Annotated in this window: 18 protein-coding genes; 10 read left to right on the forward strand and 8 right to left on the reverse strand. The window is 38.0% G+C overall.

The window, feature by feature from the left end:
• Positions 1-93: 93 nt before the first annotated feature.
• Positions 94-765, forward strand: a complete 672-nt coding sequence (locus V6R96_RS04735) for a response regulator transcription factor (protein WP_336378150.1) — start codon at positions 94-96, stop codon at positions 763-765.
• On the forward strand, positions 766-2,058 hold the full coding sequence (locus V6R96_RS04740) for a HAMP domain-containing sensor histidine kinase (protein WP_336378151.1): 1,293 nt from the start codon (positions 766-768) through the stop codon (positions 2,056-2,058). It abuts the gene before it with no gap.
• A 3-nt stretch (positions 2,059-2,061) separates the two neighbouring features.
• Here V6R96_RS04740 and trpS read toward each other — a convergent pair whose 3' ends face one another.
• From trpS to ileS, 7 genes are all read right to left on the reverse strand, one after another.
• Positions 2,062-3,030, reverse strand: a complete 969-nt coding sequence (gene trpS / locus V6R96_RS04745; protein ID WP_111958612.1) for a tryptophan--tRNA ligase — start codon at positions 3,028-3,030, stop codon at positions 2,062-2,064.
• Between the two features lie 146 nt (positions 3,031-3,176).
• Positions 3,177-3,821 (reverse strand): ElyC/SanA/YdcF family protein, encoded by a 645-nt coding sequence (locus V6R96_RS04750; protein WP_336378152.1) that lies wholly within the window; start codon positions 3,819-3,821, stop codon positions 3,177-3,179.
• Positions 3,822-3,836: 15 nt separating this feature from the next.
• Positions 3,837-4,475 carry a lipoprotein signal peptidase gene (locus V6R96_RS04755; RefSeq protein WP_111958616.1) on the reverse strand — a complete coding sequence of 213 codons (639 nt, stop codon included), beginning with the start codon at positions 4,473-4,475 and terminating at the stop codon, positions 3,837-3,839.
• Positions 4,475-4,660 (reverse strand): DUF2683 family protein, encoded by a 186-nt coding sequence (locus V6R96_RS04760; protein WP_111958618.1) that lies wholly within the window; start codon positions 4,658-4,660, stop codon positions 4,475-4,477. The genes V6R96_RS04755 and V6R96_RS04760 overlap by 1 nt, the downstream gene beginning before the upstream one ends.
• A gap of 20 nt (positions 4,661-4,680) precedes the next feature.
• The gene (locus V6R96_RS04765) at positions 4,681-4,926 is read right to left on the reverse strand and encodes a DUF6576 domain-containing protein (RefSeq protein WP_116013118.1); all 246 of its coding nucleotides are present in this window, start codon (positions 4,924-4,926) and stop codon (positions 4,681-4,683) included.
• 81 nt (positions 4,927-5,007) lie between these two features.
• A complete protein-coding gene (locus tag V6R96_RS04770) occupies positions 5,008-5,388 on the reverse strand; it encodes a TraR/DksA C4-type zinc finger protein (RefSeq protein ID WP_048505480.1) in 381 nt (126 codons plus the stop codon).
• A 59-nt stretch (positions 5,389-5,447) separates the two neighbouring features.
• Positions 5,448-8,837 carry an isoleucine--tRNA ligase gene (gene ileS / locus V6R96_RS04775; RefSeq protein ID WP_336378153.1) on the reverse strand — a complete coding sequence of 1,130 codons (3,390 nt, stop codon included), beginning with the start codon at positions 8,835-8,837 and terminating at the stop codon, positions 5,448-5,450.
• Positions 8,838-9,173: 336 nt separating this feature from the next.
• Between ileS and V6R96_RS04780 the strand changes: the two genes are divergently transcribed.
• The 4 genes from V6R96_RS04780 to V6R96_RS04795 all read left to right on the forward strand — a co-directional run bounded on the left by V6R96_RS04780 (position 9,174) and on the right by V6R96_RS04795 (position 13,518).
• Positions 9,174-10,862 carry a M23 family metallopeptidase gene (locus tag V6R96_RS04780; RefSeq protein WP_336378154.1) on the forward strand — a complete coding sequence of 563 codons (1,689 nt, stop codon included), beginning with the start codon at positions 9,174-9,176 and terminating at the stop codon, positions 10,860-10,862.
• A gap of 84 nt (positions 10,863-10,946) precedes the next feature.
• Positions 10,947-12,239, forward strand: coding sequence for an AMP-binding protein (locus V6R96_RS04785; protein WP_336378155.1), 1,293 nt, complete (start codon positions 10,947-10,949; stop codon positions 12,237-12,239).
• A 12-nt stretch (positions 12,240-12,251) separates the two neighbouring features.
• On the forward strand, positions 12,252-12,854 hold the full coding sequence (locus tag V6R96_RS04790; RefSeq protein ID WP_336378156.1) for a hypothetical protein: 603 nt from the start codon (positions 12,252-12,254) through the stop codon (positions 12,852-12,854).
• A gap of 55 nt (positions 12,855-12,909) precedes the next feature.
• Positions 12,910-13,518 (forward strand): hypothetical protein, encoded by a 609-nt coding sequence (locus V6R96_RS04795; protein WP_223557689.1) that lies wholly within the window; start codon positions 12,910-12,912, stop codon positions 13,516-13,518.
• Positions 13,519-13,553: 35 nt separating this feature from the next.
• Here the strand turns inward: V6R96_RS04795 and V6R96_RS04800 are convergent, their stop codons facing one another.
• Positions 13,554-14,804 carry an NAD(P)/FAD-dependent oxidoreductase gene (locus V6R96_RS04800; protein ID WP_111958627.1) on the reverse strand — a complete coding sequence of 417 codons (1,251 nt, stop codon included), beginning with the start codon at positions 14,802-14,804 and terminating at the stop codon, positions 13,554-13,556.
• A gap of 97 nt (positions 14,805-14,901) precedes the next feature.
• Between V6R96_RS04800 and hutH the strand changes: the two genes are divergently transcribed.
• The 4 genes from hutH (at position 14,902) to V6R96_RS04820 (ending at position 18,813) form a co-directional block, all read left to right on the forward strand.
• Complete coding sequence (gene hutH / locus V6R96_RS04805; protein ID WP_174772323.1) at positions 14,902-16,422, forward strand: histidine ammonia-lyase; 1,521 nt, start codon at positions 14,902-14,904, stop codon at positions 16,420-16,422.
• Between the two features lie 77 nt (positions 16,423-16,499).
• The gene (gene fabG, locus V6R96_RS04810; RefSeq protein WP_111958631.1) at positions 16,500-17,231 is read left to right on the forward strand and encodes a 3-oxoacyl-ACP reductase FabG; all 732 of its coding nucleotides are present in this window, start codon (positions 16,500-16,502) and stop codon (positions 17,229-17,231) included.
• A 102-nt stretch (positions 17,232-17,333) separates the two neighbouring features.
• Positions 17,334-18,554, forward strand: a complete 1,221-nt coding sequence (locus V6R96_RS04815; RefSeq protein ID WP_111958633.1) for a beta-ketoacyl synthase — start codon at positions 17,334-17,336, stop codon at positions 18,552-18,554.
• 4 nt (positions 18,555-18,558) lie between these two features.
• A complete protein-coding gene (locus V6R96_RS04820) occupies positions 18,559-18,813 on the forward strand; it encodes an acyl carrier protein (RefSeq protein ID WP_034727052.1) in 255 nt (84 codons plus the stop codon).
• Positions 18,814-18,926 lie beyond the last annotated feature (113 nt).

An 18,926-nucleotide genomic window follows, 5' to 3' on the forward strand; every position in this document is an offset into this window, starting at 1 on the left:
TCAATTACTATTGTAAAAACAACAGTCCTTGAAAATAACCTTGAGCTTTCATCTTTCTTCTATTTCATATATTTGATAGACCAATACTGCAGAATGAAGATATTAATCATAGAAGATGAACCGGAACTGAAAGATACTGTACAGACTTTTCTGGAAGCAGAGCGTTTTATTGTAGAATTTGCCCTTACGTACAATACAGGGCTGGAAAAGATCATTTCGTATGAATATGACTGTATTCTTCTGGATATTATGCTGCCGGATGGAAATGGAATTGACCTGCTGAGAGAAATCAGGAAGCTGCATAAGAAAGATCCTGTGATTATTCTATCGGCCAAAGATTCTGTTGATGATAAGGTGGCAGGACTGGAAATAGGGGCCGATGATTATCTGGCAAAACCTTTTCATCTTGCTGAGTTAATGGCGAGAATCAGGTCTGTAATCAGAAGAAAGAATCAGGATGGGGAAAATACAATTACCTATAAAAACATCAGTATTGATCCGGAAAACAGAACCGTTAAAGTCGGGAATGAAGATTTGATTCTTAACCGTAAGGAATATGACCTCCTGTACTATTTTGTGATTCACCCGGAAAAAACGCTGCAGAAAACGACTTTGGCTGAAGCCATCTGGGGAGATTATATTGACCAGGCAGACAGTCTGGACTTTATTTATTCACAAATTAAAAATCTCCGTAAAAAATTGAAAAGCCTCAATGCAGAAGCCGATTTCCAGGCCGTTTACGGAATTGGTTATAAATTTGTCTAAATGAAAGTTTCCTTAAAATATTACACTATCAAATATATGATCGGCATTCTGCTGTTGATCATTGCGGTCTGGGCGGCGCTATTTTATGCCTATATCCTGGACGAAGTTTATGATAATGTAGATGACGGACTGAAAGACAGAAAGATACAAATTATTAAAGCGGTATATCACGATCCTAAACTGCTGGACAGTAAAAATTTCGGATTTAACGAATTTAAGATCAAACCGATTTCAGAATCTGAATATAAAGATAAAAACAGGCTCTATAACAAGATGTTCTATATGGAATATGATGATAAGGACCAGCCTTATCGCGTACTTGAGACCGATTTTATAGATCAGTTCGGAAAACGCCAGAGACTTGAAATACGGACTTCTACTGTAGAGCAGGACGAGCTGGTGTATGACCTGACTACAGCTTTAATCGTGCTGTATATTTTACTTGTGATCAGTATTGTTGCTGTCAATGGGTATATGCTGAACAAAGCCATGCGTCCGTTCTATGCCATTTTAAACAGGCTGAAGAAATACCAGTTCGGAGCTTCTTCCCCACAGGAACCTCAGAATTATTCTATCAAAGAATTTGAAGAGCTTAATGTGGAAATAGAGGAAATGATTAAACGGAACGAATTTGTTTTCCATCAGCAGAAGCAATTCATTGAAAATGCATCTCATGAACTTCAGACACCGCTGGCTATTGTAACTAATAAGATCGATCTGATGATCCAGAATGATGATCTTGACAAGAAGAATATGAATTTCCTTACTGAAGTGAAAGGAGACCTGAGAAGAATGGCAGGACTGAATAAATCCCTGCTGATGCTTTCAAAAATAGAGAATAGCCAGTTCAATAAAATGTCAAAAGTAAATTTCAATGAAATGATTGCAGAACTGGTTAAAAGCTATGAGGATTTTATCGAATTCAAAAAAATTGAAGTCAGCATTGTTGAAAAAGGATTCTTTGGGGTAGACTTTAATCCTGATCTGGCGGATATCCTTCTTTCCAATCTGCTTAAAAATGCAATTAAATATAATAATCAGGAGGGGATTGTCAATATCATTATAGAAGATAACAGGCTCGTCTTCCGGAATAGCAGTAATGGTGTTCCATTGGACAAAGTGCAGATCTTCAACCGCTTTTATAAGCAGGGCTCAGACCATAGTTCTACCGGTTTGGGACTGTCTATCATCAGGACTATAACAAAACAATATCCCGGATGGGATATTGTCTATGAGTTTGAAGATGGATTGCATTGCTTTATTCTTTCTAAAAACAATGCTTTGGTATCTTAATGTTTAAATTCCTAAGCTTGCTCTTACTTTTTTAATGGTTTCTGTTGCAACTACTCTTGTTTTTGCAGCACCTTCCTGAAGTTTTGCTTCCAGCTCATCCAGATTGTTCATATAATAAGTGAACATTTCTCTTTCTTTTGCAAAACGGGTTAAAATCAGATTTAAAAGCTCTAATTTGGCGTGTCCATAACCGAAGTTTCCGGCTAAGTATTTAGCTCTTAATTCTTCCGTCTGCTCAGGAGTAGCAATTAATTCATAGATCGCAAAAACTTTATCTGTTTCAGGGTCTTTTGGTTCTTCCAGAGCTTTAGAATCGGTTTCTATACTCATTACCTGTTTTTTCAGCTCTTTTTCAGGTAAGAATATATTAATGATATTTCCCATGGATTTAGACATTTTACGGCCATCTGTTCCGGGAACATATTTCGTGTCTTCCTGAAGCTCAGATTGAGGAAGTACAAAAACTTCTCCCATCTGGTTATTGAACCTTGATGCTACATCACGGGCAATTTCAAGATGCTGAAGCTGATCTTTTCCTACAGGAACTATTTCTGCATCGTACAGTAAAATATCCGCAGCCATCAGAATAGGATAGGTGAACAGTCCGGCGTTAACGTCCTGAAGCCTGTCTGCTTTATCTTTAAATGAATGAGCAAGGGTTAATCTCTGGTAAGGAAAAAAACATGATAAATGCCAAGAAAGTTCACAGGTTTCAGGGATATCACTCTGTCTGTAAAAATATGTTTTTTCTGTATCCAGCCCACAAGCAAGCCAAGCCGCAGCGATCTCGTAGGTATTCTGTTTTAAAACCTTCGCATCTTTGATCTGGGTAAGAGAATGAAGATTCGCAATGAATAAAAATGATTCATTTCCTTCCTGCTTGGAAAGTTCAATAGCAGGAATAATCGCCCCAAGAAGATTTCCAAGATGGGGGGTTCCGGTGGCTTGAATGCCGGTAAGAATTCTTGACATTTGTTTAAATTATTTATAAAAATTAATGAATTGCAAATTTAATTAATTCTCCCGCAGATTACACAGATTTGCACAGATGTTTGTGTGAAATTAAAATTGCGGAGAATTTTTAAGCTAAAAAGCAATGTTATTTCCAGTGAAGATAGTTAAGGAATAATAATCTTTTCTCCCCCGAATTTCGGCTGTACTCCGAAAAGCAAATCCCAGTAAACCTTTGCTTTGGCCAGATACTCTCTGAGGTTGGTTTTTAAGCCGGCGTATTTATTTACATCATTAGCATTATACCCGAAAGCTTCTATTCCGTTTTTTTTAGCCAGAAAAACAGCTCTTTCATTGTGGAATTTCTGTGAAATGATCACCAGCTTCTGCTGTCCAAAGATATCTTTTGCCCTTACCACGGAATCCAGAGTACGAAATCCGGCATGATCCATTATAATCCTGTCCTTTGGAATGCCGTATTTCATTAAAGTAAGCTGCATATCTTCCGGTTCATTATAATCTTTGGTGCTGTTGTCTCCGCTTACGATAATGTATTTGATCTTTCCGCTTTTATACAGGTCTACAGCGGCCTGTATCCTGTTGTAGAAATAAGCATTCGGCATGCCGTTGTTCAGATTCTTCCCGGTTCCGAGCAGTAAAGCCACTTTGGTTTCAGGAATATCAGAGATATTGTAAGAAACAAAAGCGCTGCTTTCTTTTCTGATACTGTAGTTAGCCCAGGCTATAAAAATAATTCCCGCTACAACAAGCAGCAGGAAAATTTTAAAAATATTTTTGATTACTTTTTTCATCCGGAATACTGTTTTTTAAAACTCAAGTCCGTTAGGAAAAGCTTTTTTTCTGAATATTAATAATAAAGCAGCTCCTACCGTAATGGCAGAATCGGCCACATTGAAAATATACTTGAAGAATTCAAGGTGTTTACCACCAATCAAAGGGATATTATCAGGAACATACCAGTCTACCAGAGGAAAGTGAAGCATATCTACTACACAGCCTTTCATAAAAGCAGAATAACCTTGTCCGAAGGGAACAAACTTCGAAACTCCTCCATATCCTATCCATCGGTCGATGCTTGGGTCGTAAACTGTTCCGCTGTCGAAGATAAGTCCATAAAACATTCCGTCAATGATATTTCCAATGGCACCGGCAAAAATAATAGCCATTGGGATCAGAAGATAGTTGGATGCTCCCTGCTGCAGCCATTTTTTGAACATATAAACCATTCCTCCAATTAAGAAAAGTCTAAGGATCACCAGGAAATATTTCCCGATAATACCTCCGAAATGAAGCCCGTAAGCCATTCCCGGATTCTCTACAAAAGTCAGTTTAAAGCCCGGAAGAACAGTAACACTGTCATCCAGATTGAAATGGGTTTTGATGTAAATTTTTGAAGCCTGATCAATTAACAATACTAAAAATGTTATAGCTAAGATCTTTTTCATTACTGTCCTTTTGGTTTAGAAGGTTTCTCAGAATTTTTCTTGTCAAAGATTTTCTTGGCAACCTTTTCTGTATGGAACGTATTTTTGGTCTGAGCACGCTCGTATCTGATGTTCATATCTTTTAAAACACTTTTCAGTGCACTCAGTTCCATAGGGTTTTTAGGATGTACTATGATAGATTCCATTTTCTTTTCTTTTTTAAATGTTACATTTTGGACAGCTCATCGAGTCTTTTCCGGTCTTTTGCAGACAGGTCATTAACACCGTTTTTGCCCATCTTACTCAAAATTCTGTCAATTTCTTTTTCCCTTTCACGTTTATCAGAATTAAACTGATCATCAATGGTGTAGTTCTTCTGTCGGTCAGGAAAGAATCTGTTTTTGATCCATTCTCTATTGAAAAACAGTAAAACTGCAGCAACAATAATTGCTAAAATTAATACTTCGCTCATGGGTATACATTAAAAATTAGGTTTATAAAGTATCCGTGAATACGATATAAACCCAATAGTATTTTTACAAACCTTAACGGTTTATTTCTGCATATTTTTCGCTTCAATGCTCAGCGTAGCATGAGGAACGGCTAAAAGTCTTTCCTTAGGGATCAGCTTTCCTGTCACTCTGCATACACCGTAGGTTTTATTTTCGATTCGGATCAAAGCATTCTTAAGATCACGCACAAATTTTTCCTGGCGTCCTGCTAATATAGAGTTCTGCTCTTTGCTCAGCGTTTCTGCTCCTTCTTCAAAAGCTTTGAATGTAGGAGAAGTATCATCTGTACCATTATTCTGGTCATTGATGAAGCTTTCTCTGATCAGCTGAAGATCTCTTTCTGCTTTTTCTATTTTTTCTCTTATGATAGCTTTAAATTCCTGTAAATCAGCATCGCTGTATCTTACTCTTTCGTCTGACATATTCTTTTCTCTTTTTTAATAAAATTATGAAATGGAATTTGAAATACAATAACTATATGTTAATTTTTTTCGACATTTATCTTAAAATTAACCTCATCTATTTCGATTTCGTTAAAATTTGAAAGTGAAGATACAATTTCTATTTTATTTGACAAGACCTCAGATGAAATATATTCCTCATTTTTCTTAACATCTTCAATGAAAGGTGAGTTTTCTTCAATGGAGATTTTAATCCTGTCCGTCAGTTCAAAGTCCTTCTCTTTTCGCAGATTCTGAATTCTGTTGATGAACTCCCTTGCAATACCTTCAGATTTTAATTCTTCTGTTAACGTCAAATCTAATGCCACAGTTGTTTTCCCGTCGGAAGTTACCGTCCATCCCGGGATATCTTTTGTAGAGATTTCCACATCATCAAGGGTGATCTCATACCCCTGAATATCTATTTTTCCTTCTTTTTCAAGGCTGGCAATCTGCTCTGTGTTAAGATTGGCTATTTCTCCGCCTACCGTTTTCATGTCTTTCCCTAATTTAGGACCTAAAGCTTTGAAATTCGGCTTGATTTGTTTTACAATTAAATGAGATGCTTCCTCAGCATTAATCAACTGTAATTCTTTCACGTTCACTTCCTGCTTGATCAGGTCTGCAACGGCTAAGATCTGCTCCTCAGTTTTAGCATCCAGAACCGGAACCAGTACTTTCTGTAAGGGCTGGCGAACTTTCACATTTTCTTTCTTTCTCAGGGAGAAAACCATACTCGTGATGTTCTGAGCCAAATGTGTTTTTTCTACCAGATCCTGATCTATCAGACTTTCATTAGCTACAGGGAAGTCTGTTAAATGCACAGATTCGCAGTTTTCTTTTCCTGTTACCTTATTTAAATCCTGATACAATTGATCCATAAAGAACGGAGCAATAGGGGCTGATAATTTCGCCACAGTCTCAAGACACGTATATAAAGTCTGGTAAGCTGAGATTTTATCATCAGAATAATCTCCTTTCCAGAAACGTCTTCTGCACAGTCTTACGTACCAGTTGCTCAGGTTATCATTCACAAATGTGCTGATTGCTCTTGCTACTCTTGTCGGTTCGTAATCTTCGTAGAATGCTTTTACTTCTTTGATTAAAAGATTAAGCTCAGAAAGGATCCATCTGTCAATTTCCGGACGGTTTTCCACTTCTTTTTCCGTATAATTGAAGCCATCCACATTGGCATACAATGCAAAGAACGAGTACGTATTATAAAGTGTTCCGAAGAACTTTCTTCTCACTTCGTCAATTCCTTCGATGTCGAATTTCAGGTTTTCCCAAGGATTCGCATTCGAGATCATATACCATCTGGTAGCATCCGGACCGTATACAGAAAGGGTTTCGAACGGATCTACTGCGTTTCCTTTGGATTTTGACATTTTCAGTCCGTTTTTATCCAAAACAAGACCGTTGCTCATTACATTTTTATAAGCAACTGAATCAAAAACCGCTGTTCCGATTGCGTGAAGAGTATAGAACCAACCACGCGTCTGGTCAACACCTTCCGCAATAAAATCTGCCGGGAACGCTTTATTGTTGTCAATTAATTCTTTATTCTCAAAAGGATAATGCAACTGAGCGTAAGGCATCGAACCTGAATCGAACCAAACGTCGATTAAGTCGCTTTCACGCTTCATGGCTTTTCCTGAATCTGAAACTAAAATGATTTTGTCTACTACATTCTTGTGAAGATCCACCAGTTCATAGTTCTGCTCAGACATATTTCCTATGATAAAGCCCTGGAACGGATTTTCTTTCATCAATCCTGCAGCAACAGACTTTTCGATCTCATTATATAACTCCTCTACAGATCCGATGATCTTTTCTTCTTTAAGATCTTCAGTTCTCCAGATCGGTAACGGAACTCCCCAATATCTTGAACGGGATAAATTCCAGTCGTTTACGTTTTCAATCCAGTTCGCAAAACGTCCTTCTCCCGTTGATTTAGGTTTCCAGTTAATTTCTTTGTTTAAATCTACCAATCTGTCTTTCACAGCGGTCATTTTCACAAACCACGAATCCAGCGGATAGTATAAGACCGGCTTGTCAGTTCTCCAGCAGTGTGGGTAACTGTGAACGTATTTCTCTACTTTGAAGGCTTTATTTTCAGTCTTCAGAACGATGGCAAGTTCCACATCCCATGATTTCTCAGGCGCAGTTCCGTCATCATAATATTCGTTCTTGATATATTTTCCTGAGAATAATTCAGGAACATTTTCTCCTTTGATAAATCTTCCCTGTAAATCTACCAGCGGAACCAGATTGTCATTTTCGTCTTTGATCAACATGGGTGGAATTCCGGCTTCTTTGGCCACTCTCGCATCATCCGCACCAAAAGTAGGCGCGATGTGAACGATACCGGTACCGTCCTCAGTCGTTACAAAATCTCCCAAAATCACTCTGAAAGCTTTTTCAGGGGAGTCATTAGGTGTAAACCAAGGGACTAACTGCTCATAATGAGTTCCGGCAAGCTTTTCTCCTGTAAATTCTTTTACGATTTTGAAAGGAATCACTTTGCTTTCCGCAGTATAACCAGCGAAATCTTCATCGGTTCCTTCTGCATATTTCTTACCGAATACTTTAGGTAAAAGAACTCTGGATAAAACAATAGCTATCGGCTCAAATGTATATTGGTTGAACGTTTTAACTACAACATATTCAATATCTCTTCCTACAGCCAATGCTGTGTTGGATGGCAAGGTCCATGGAGTTGTCGTCCATGCAAGAATGCTTACGTCTCCTTCCACATCACTAAATAATTCAGAAGATTCTTTTTTTACTTTGAACTGAGCTACAACGGTAGTATCAGAAACATCGTGATAAGTTCCCGGCATATTTAATTCCGCAGAAGATAGTCCTGTTCCTGCTTTCGGAGAGTAAGGCTGGATCGTGTAACCTTTATACAATAATTCTTTATCATACAATTGCTTCAGCAACCACCAAACCGTCTCCATATATTTTGACTTATACGTGATAAACGGATCCTCAAGGTCTACCCAGTATCCAATTTTTTCCGTAAGGTCATTCCATACGTCTGTATATCGCATTACCGCTTCACGGCAGGCTTTGTTGTAATCTTCAATAGAGATTTTTTTGCCAATATCCTCTTTCGTAATTCCTAATTCTTTCTCTACGCCCAGTTCCACAGGAAGTCCGTGTGTATCCCAGCCCGCTTTACGGAAAACCTGTTTCCCGTTCTGAGTCTGGAAACGACAGAAAATATCCTTTAATGCTCTGGCCATAACGTGGTGAATTCCGGGCATACCGTTTGCTGAAGGCGGACCTTCATAAAAAACAAACTCGGCATTACCCTCGCGAATCTCAACACTTTTACTGAACGTTTTATTCTGTTTCCAAAATTCCGCTACATTCTCGGCTACGTCAATAAGGTTGAGGTTTTTGTATTCTTTAAATTGGCTCATTGTAAATATCTCAATATCGTTGATTAATTAAGTCTGCAAATTTAGTGATTTTTGTCGGTTTATAAGATATGTTTTATTTAGCTTATATCTATTAAAAAGTTCAATTTCAGAAATATAAATGAAGGAAGTGGTAAAAAGTGAATGGTGAATGGTGAATAGGCCAACTTTTACTGTTGTTTTTATTATAATTTACATCCATTTTTATCAATAGAAGCGGGCTTTAGCCCGCTTAAAAAGTATAGCCCATCTTTTGGCTTTAGCCAAAACTAATTAAAAATCTTACTCATCATTATGTAAAATTTCTTAATTTTAAATAACCTCAAACCCTAATGCTGTATGAAAAACTTATGTAAAATTCTATTCGTCATCTGTTTCATCAATATAATAACAATAGGTGCTCAGACTAATTATCCACAAAATTATTTTAGGAACCCTCTGAATATTCCCATGCAGTTGGCTGCCAACTTTGGAGCGGTGCGCTCCAATCATTTTCATATGGGTTTAGATCTGAGAACCAATAGCCAGGAAAACCTATCCGTTGTTGCCGCTGCAGACGGTTATGTAAGCAGGATAAAAGTGGAACGATACGGCTTCGGAAATGCTGTTTATATTACCCATCCGAATGGTTATACCACAGTATATGCACATTTAAATAAATACTTCGATAAATTGGACGAATATGTAAAAGAAAGACAATATAAAGACGAAAAATGGGAACAGGATATCACTTTTTCTCCCGGACAGTTTCCCGTCTCTAAAGGTCAGCTCATTGCTTTGAGTGGAAATACCGGAGGTTCGGCAGGACCGCATTTACATTTTGAGATCAGGGATACTAAAACAGAAGAATGCATCAATCCTTTGCTTTTTGGCTTTAATATTCCGGACCGTGTTTTTCCTTCTATCAGCGGGCTATATTGGTATGACCGTCGTTTCAGCACCTATGAGCCTGGTGCAAATGGAATTGCAGTTAAAAAAGCCGGAAATGGATATACAACAGATGTTATTCAGGTTACTTCACCGGAAATAAGCTTTGCGGTTAAAGCTGTGGATAAAGCCAATCAGGGGTTTAATCTCGGAATTTATCAGGCAGAGCTGTTGATGGATGGTCAGCTGATCTATAGCTTTTCCATTGATAAAGTGAGCTATGACGATACCCGATATATTAATGGCTGCATAGATTACACAAAGTTTTCAAGAGATAAAATGGGCATCCAGCATTTATCTGAATTACCGGGAATGAAACTGAAAAATTACAATTTATCCGGTAAAACAGGAATTATTCACCTCGAGGATGACAGTGTTCACGGTATTGAGATTGTTTTAAAGGACGTCAATGGAAATACAAGTAAGCTGGTTACAAAAGTCCGTTATGCGAGAAATTCGCAGCAGGTTACTTCTTCGGATCAATTGGTGAGACCGGATGAAGCAAAAACAGTAAGTACGGGAAATGCCGAAATCAGTCTCAGCAAAAATGCATTGTATGATGCTGTGAATTTTAAGATGGATGAAAGGCTAAGCTCCAATGCAGATGCTGTTTCCAACACTGTTATTCTGCATACTCCATATATTCCGGTTCATGATGGCTATACTTTGAAAATAAAGCCCAACAGAAAATTATCGGATAAAGAAAAAGAAAGAACAGTTGTTTTGTTCGATTATGGAAGTGATACGGATGTTGTCAAAGGAAAATGGAGCGGTGATAAAGTAGAGGCAGAGTTTAACAGGTTGGGAACAGCAACCCTCTTGTTAGATCAAAGTTTACCATCTGTCTCTGCAGGTTGGAAGGACGAAGCACTTATGAAAAACAGTACTCTACGATTGAATGGGAGAGCTAAAATTGGTGACATCATATCATTCCGTGCAGAACTGGACGGGAAATGGATTCGCTTTGCCCGGGTAAAAGATGACTTTATCTATGTTTTTGATGAGAAATGTCCCAAAGGCTCAGGTTCACACACTTTAAAAGTAACAATAACCAATACGGCCGGAAATACCAATATACAGACTTTTACTTTTCAGAGGTAAAATATTGCGGGTTCCTGTTTTAATTTTTTATTCATTCAAACGTTTAATTTTAATTAAATAAATTTGTTCCTTAAAATTAAATCATTGGAATTCTATCCGGACATCGAAAGATCAGACCTTAAGGACATTAAAAAGTTTCAAGAGCATAAGCTCCAGGAACTGTTAACGTATCTTCAAACCCATTCGCCTTTTTATCAGAGACTGTTTAAAGAGAACAGTATCAATATCTCGGATATTCAGACATTAGAAGATCTGCAAAAAATTCCTACCACCACAAAAAATGACCTGCAGGAACATAATCATGATTTTTTCTGTATTTCACCGGATAAAATTGTAGACTACAGCACCACTTCAGGAACTTTGGGTGATCCGGTAACTTTCGGATTATCAGACAGTGATCTTGAAAGACTGGCCTATAATGAAGCCATTTCATTTGCCTGCGCCGGAATTCAGAAAGGAGATGTAGTGCAGATGATCACCACAATCGATAAAAGATTTATGGCAGGTCTTGCCTATTTTCTGGGACTAAGAAAAATGGGTGCTAGCGTGGTAAGAATGGGTCCCGGTATTCCGGAGCTGCAGTGGGATTCTATTCTAAGGTACAAACCTAAATACCTCATCACAGTTCCGTCTTTTCTTTTGAAGATGATTGATTATGCCGAAAAACATGGATTGGACTATAAAAATTCCAGTGTCTACGGAGCAGTTTGCATTGGTGAAAGCATCAAAAATCAGGATTTTACAGACAATATTCTTTCGCAGAAAATCAAAGAGAAATGGAATATTAAGTTATTCTCAACCTATGCTTCCACAGAAATGAGCACAGCCTTCACGGAATGCGAGTTCCAGATCGGAGGCCATCATCACCCGGAATTGATTATCACGGAAATTCTTGAAGATAACGGAAATCCTGTGCAGAAAGGAGAGAACGGTGAGCTGACGATCACCACTTTAGGTGTTGAGGCTGTTCCTTTGCTGCGTTTTAAAACAGGAGATATCGTAAAGGCGCATTACGAGCCCTGCAGCTGTGGAAGAAATACCATGAGGCTTGGTCCCGTTGTCGGAAGAAAACAGCAGATGATCAAGTACAAAGGAACAACATTGTATCCGCCTGCAATGAATGATATTTTAAATGATTTTAATACTATATTATGCTATCAGATTGTTATTCAGTCGAATGAAATCGGTTTGGATGAAATTATCATCAAGCTAAGCACAGACCAGGACCAGGAAACCTTCGTTAATGAAGTTCGGGATCATTTCAGGGCAAAACTGAGGGTAAGTCCTAAAATTGAAATCATAGATTTTGATATTCTGTCTAAAACTGTTTTTAATCCGAACAGCAGAAAACCAATCACATTTATAGATTTAAGATAATAAGACCAGAGGATGAAAAAAATATTATTTCTTTTGTTAATTGCTCTTTCTGCCGGTGTTATGGCTCAAAGGGTAAGAGTTGTTTCCGGAGATTACAAGTTCCTGAAAGATCAGAAATCCATCAAAGTAATTTTCAAATTTGATGGCGTTACTTTTGCGAAAAAGAAGATCAGTGAGGATCAGTATATCAAAGATAGGATGGAGGATATTGAGCAGACCAGCGGTAAAGAAGAATCTGAAAAATGGAGAAAAGACTGGGAATATTCAAAAGAAAAAAGCTTTCCGGATAAATTTTTGGCTTCATGGAATAAAAATATCGATATAAAGGCTGCCACAAACATTGAGCAGACAAAATATACCCTTATTGTAGAGCCAACATGGATTTCCCAGGGATGGTTTGCCGGGGTTGTCAACGAGCCTGCAAAATTGGATTCCAGAATGACCTTTGTAGAAACAAATAATCCCGATCATGTTTTACTGGTTGTTGAAGGAGTGGGAGCAACAGGTGATAATGTGATAGGAATTCCCAACCATAATGACCGGATCGCAGAATGCTATGCAAAAACTTCTAAAATGTTGGCTCTGAAAGCAAACCACTACAAAGAAAAAAAGTAATAATTGATTGCTTTTTTATAATATATTTGAAACTTCAATTTTTAAAGAAAATATAATGATGAAAAAACTATTATTTCTATTGTTGATAGCCATTACAACAACAGTTTTTGCTCAGAATCAAATTAACTTTGAATCAGGAAACTTTGATTTCTTAAAAGACCAGACTGAAGTTAATGTTCAGCTGAAATTTGATAATGCTGTTTATCAGGAGAAAAATTTCACAGAAGCACAGTATCTTGAAAACAGGGAAAAAGATATTGTCGCTAAAAAGAATGAAGCTGTTTGGAAAAACTGGATTTTTCAATGGGGGAAATTTAAAGCTTCAGAGTATTTGGATTATTTCTTTAAGGGAATTAACAGCAAATCGAAAAAAATAACTTTTAAAAATGATGTAAAGGCAAAATACACTTTAATTATTGATGCAAAATGGATTTATGCAGGCTGGTACGGTGGAATGATCGGATCACAGGAAGCGAAATTAACTTCAGATCTTACATTCGTGGAAACTGACAACCCTTCAAAGGTGGTTATGAAATTACACGCTGACAAAATTCAAGGAAAGAAGATGAATAAAGATTTTTCCTGGGAATACGGAAGAATTGCAGCAGCATACGAAGTAACAGGAAAGAAGTTAGGTGCGGAAATTAAAAAAGCAATTAAATAAAACAAAAAGCGGTCTGAAATTTTCAGACCGCTTTTTTATGGTTGTTCCTGCTGTCTCTCTGTTTTGATGAGGTTGGCAAGATTTTTAATAACCGTATCATGCTTTTTTACAAAAGGATTGTCTTTGTTCCAGACATAGCCTGCTAAGACCGCACATATTTTCTGCTTTACATCTTCATTTTCAGGCCTGTGGAAAAATAACTCCTGCAGATTTCCGGTATACCATTCCTTTACATACGTTGTGAAAACGTCTACGCCATAAAGAATATAATCACTGTATTCTTTCTGCCAGTCAATTTTCTCACCATTAAGCTGTCTTAAAGCCAGTTTTGCAGCAAGCATACCCGATTCCGTAGCAAATGCCATTCCCGACGAGAATACAGGATCCAGGAACTCAGAAGCGTTTCCTGTCAGGGCGTATCCGTCACCAAACAGTTGCTTTACCGAGCACGAATAATCTTTCAGGTGTCTTGGCTCAAAAATAAAATCTACATGGCCAAAACGTTTTACATAATAATCAGAAAGGGAAATAGCTTTCCTTAATGCTTCCGTTACATCCCCATTTTCAGACAATCTTTCAATATATTCTGTAGGACCTACAATACCTACACTCGTGTTTCCGTTGGAAAAAGGAATTACCCAAAGCCAGACTTCAGTTTCAATGATGTCAAAAGAAATTAAAGTGCCTTCCTGACCTTCTTCTCTGTTAATATCTTCTACATGAGAGAAAATAGCAGAATGCGGAGAAAGTTTTGAAGGTTTTTCAAGATCAAGAAGTCTTGGCAGTACTCTTCCATAGCCACTAGAATCGATTACGAACTTAGAGTGGATCTCTTTCGTTTCACCGTTTTTATTTCTTACGGTGGTTATAGAATCTGTGCCGTTGAACTGAATATCAATAACTTCTGTTTCAAATTCCAGATCAATGCCTTTATTGATAACTTCCTGAGCCAGAGTATTATCAAAATCAGCTCTCGGAACCTGCCAGGTCCAGTCCCAGCCTTCCCCGAACTTGTCACTAAAATCAAAAATGCATACTTCATCGCCTCGTAAAAAACGTGCTCCCAGCTTTTTTTCAAAGCCCATTTTATCCAAAGCCGGAAAAAGTCCGGCTTCATCAAAATGATCCATTACCCTGGGAATTAAGCTTTCACCAACGACCAGTCTGGGGAATTTTGTCTTCTCAACAACTTTCACGTTGACATTGTTCTTCTTTAAGTATGAAGAAGATACGCATCCGGAAGGCCCAGCACCGATTACGAGAACATCAACAAATTCTTTACTCATCTTGATTTTTTATTTTAATAATAACTTCTATCTTTGCCGCAAAATTAGTGACAATTAATTAATATTTTACAAAATTAGCAACTATTACTTTTAATTGATGAAAATAAATAACTTTTTAGAACTGAGGGATTTTCAAAAAATTATCATTGAAAACGAAAAAATCGAGCTGAATGAATCACTTTTGGACAGAGTGGAAGAAAGTTTTCAGTTTTTAAAGGAATTTTCGAAAAATAAAGTAATATATGGTGTCAATACCGGCTTCGGGCCGATGGCTCAGTTCAAAATCAGTGATGAAGATACGCATCAGCTTCAGTATAATTTGATCCGAAGCCACTCTTCAGGAATCGGAAATCCACTGCCCGCCCAGGAAGTAAAAGCCTGTATGCTGGCGAGACTTAATACACTTTCTCTTGGAAATTCAGGGGTACACCAGTCTGTTATTCATTTGCTTAAAGAGTTGATCAACAGAGATATTACACCGCTGATTTTTGAACACGGAGGAGTAGGTGCTAGTGGTGATTTAGTTCAGCTTGCCCATCTTGCTTTGGTCCTGATCGGGGAAGGTGAAGTTTTTTACAAAGGAGAAAGAAAAGCAACAAAAGAAGTTTTTGAAACAGAAGGATTAGAACCGATCACAGTGGAAATCCGTGAAGGACTTGCCCTGATGAACGGAACTTCTGTAATGTCTGGAATAGGAATTGTTAATGCATATAAAGCCAATCAGTTAACGGATATTTCAATCAGGCTTTCCTGTGCGATCAACGAGATTGTTCAGGCTTATGATGATCATTTATCAGAAGCTTTGAACGGTACAAAAAAACATTACGGTCAGCAGAAAGTAGCCGAAAGAATGCGTGCTCATTTGGCAGACAGCAAACTGATCAGAAAAAGAGAGGACCATCTTTATACCCACTTTGAAGAGCAGGAAAAAGTATTTAAGGAAAAAGTCCAGGAATATTATTCTTTAAGATGTGTTCCCCAGATCTTAGGTCCGGTTTTGGATACCCTGGAATATACTGAGAACGTTCTTGAAAATGAAATCAATTCAGCGAATGACAACCCGATCATCAATGTAAAAGACAAGCATGTATACCATGGCGGAAATTTCCACGGAGATTATATTTCATTGGAAATGGATAAGCTGAAAATTGTTGTTACCAAACTTACGATGCTTGCAGAAAGGCAGTTGAACTACCTTTTAAATGCAAAGATCAACGAAATATTGCCTCCTTTTGTAAATTTAGGTAAATTAGGCTTTAATTTCGGGATGCAGGGCGTTCAGTTTACGGCAACATCTACAACGGCGGAAAGTCAGATGCTTTCAAATTCCATGTATGTACACAGTATACCTAATAATAATGATAATCAGGATATTGTAAGCATGGGGACCAATGCAGCAGTGATCTGCAGAAAAGTAATCGAGAATGCATTTGAAGTGCTGGCTATTGAAGCAATTACAATCATCCAGGCTGTTGAATATCTTGGATTTCAGGATAAAGTTTCGTCTTCTACCAAAGAGCTGTATGACGAGATAAGAAAGATTATTCCTGCATTCTCTGATGATATGGTGATGTATCCTTACCTGGAGGAAGTGAAAAAGTATTTAAAGGCAATGTAATTATCAGTGATAATGAATTGTTATACACTTGAGGATTAAATTAACGGAAAAAACTAAAACTAAATAAACACTAACACATGAAATGTGCAATTGTCACAGGCGGCTCCAGGGGAATTGGAAGAGCGGTCTGTATAAAACTGGCGGAAGAAAAAAACTATCATATACTCATCAACTACGCTTCAAACGAGGCAGCGGCTAAAGAAACTTTGGCTAAAGTACAGGAATTGGGAGCTACAGGAGAGATCCTTAAATTTGATGTAGCCAATGCTGAAGAAAGCTTGAATGTTTTGACGCAATGGCAGGATAATAATCCTGATGCTATTGTTGAGGTGATCGTAAACAACGCCGGAATTACAAGAGACGGATTATTCATGTGGATGCAGAGTGAAGACTGGAACAGTGTGATCAATACAAGTCTGAATGGTTTTTTCAACGTAACTAATTTCTTTATCCAGAAACTGCTTCGTAATAAATACGGAAGAATCATCAATATGGTTTCCGTTTCCGGAGTAAAAGGAACAGCGGGACAAACCAATTATTCTGCAGCAAAAGGAGCCTTAGTTGGTGCTACAAAAGCTTTAGCTCAGGAAGTTGCGAAAAGAAATATTACGGTAAATGCAGTAGCTCCCGGATTCATCAGAACAGATATGACCCAGGATTTTAATGAAGACGAGCTTAAAGCGATGATCCCGGCCAACAGATTTGGAGAAGCAGAAGAAGTGGCAGACTTAGTAGCATTTTTAGCTTCAAGAAAAGCTTCATACATTACCGGGGAAATAGTAAATATAAACGGAGGAATTTACTCTTAAATAATGTAACAATATAACAATGTACCGGTGTAACAATAGTGCTGTGGCCTCAATTAGATTGTTACATTGTTAAACTGATACATTGTTAAATTAATAGAACTCATGGAAAATAGGGTTGTAATTACCGGAATGGGAATTTATTCTTGCATCGGGACCTCTTTGGAAGAAGTCAGAGAATCCCTATATCAAGGAAAATCCGGTATTGCTTTAGTACAGGAAAGAAAAGAATTCGGGTTCAGGTCAGGCCTTACAGGTGTAGTACCAAAGCCCGATCTTAAAAATCTACTCAACAGACGCCAGCGTGTAAGCATGGGTGAGGAAAGCGAATATGCTTACCTTGCGACCAGTGATGCGCTTCAACAGGCAGGTATAGACCAGGATTTCCTGGACAGCCATGAAGTAGGTATTTTATACGGAAACGACAGCGTTTCTCAGGCAGTAGTAGAATCTATCGACATTGCCAGAGAAAAGAAAGATACAACATTGATGGGATCGGGAGCGATCTTCAAATCAATGAATTCTACCGTAACGATGAACCTTTCAACCATCTTTAAGCTGAAAGGAATTAATCTTACCATCAGTGCAGCGTGTGCCAGCGGTTCACATTCATTAGGACTTGCTTATATGATGATCAGGAACGGTTTTCAGGATATGATCATCTGTGGAGGAGCCCAGGAAACCAACAAATATTCAATGGCGAGCTTTGATGGCCTCGGTGTTTTTTCTGTAAGGGAAGATGAGCCTACAAAAGCATCAAGACCTTTTGATACCGGAAGAGACGGGCTTATCCCAAGCGGGGGAGCAGCCAGCCTTATTGTGGAAAGCTTAGAATCTGCCCAGAAAAGGGGGGCAACCATCCTTGCAGAGATAGTGGGTTATGGTTTCTCTTCCAATGGAGGACATATCTCAACCCCTAATGTGGACGGTCCGGCCTTAGCGATGGATAGGGCTTTAAAACAATCAGGATTAAAAGCAGAGGATATCGATTATATCAATGCTCATGCGACTTCCACACCCATTGGTGATGCCAATGAAGCCAAAGCGATATACGAGATCTTCGGAAGCGATGTTCCTGTAAGTTCTACCAAGTCCATGACTGGTCATGAATGCTGGATGGCAGGCGCAAGTGAAGTCGTTTACTCAATTCTGATGATGCAGAACGATTTCGTTGCACCAAACATTAACCTGGAAAACCCTGACGATGAGGCGAAGAAGATAAATTTGGTCTCAAAAACGAAAAATCAAAAAATTGACGTATTTTTGTCAAATTCTTTCGGATTTGGGGGAACCAACTCCGCATTAATAGTTAAAAAATTTGATTAAAAACATGGAAAGGGAAAAAATTGTTGACATCGTTAATGATTTCTTAGTAAACGAATTCGAAGTGGATGGTGATGAGATCAGCAATGATGCCAATCTGAAAAAGACGCTTGGGCTTGACAGTCTGGACTATATTGATATGGTTGTGGTTATCGAATCTAATTTTGGAGTGAAATTAGGAGAGGCAGATTTCAAAAAAATGGTCACATTTGATGACTTCTATACTACTATTGAACAAAAAATCGCTGAAAAAAACGCATAGCTATCGATTGAACTTTATTCTTTAACAATATACCAATGTAATAATGTAACAGTGTACCAATGGTGAATAAATGCAGTAATAGTATTGTTACATTGGTACACTGTTACATTGAT

It is taken from the genome of Chryseobacterium sp. CCNWLW53 (assembly GCF_037083525.1).
Lineage (GTDB): Bacteria > Bacteroidota > Bacteroidia > Flavobacteriales > Weeksellaceae > Chryseobacterium > Chryseobacterium lathyri.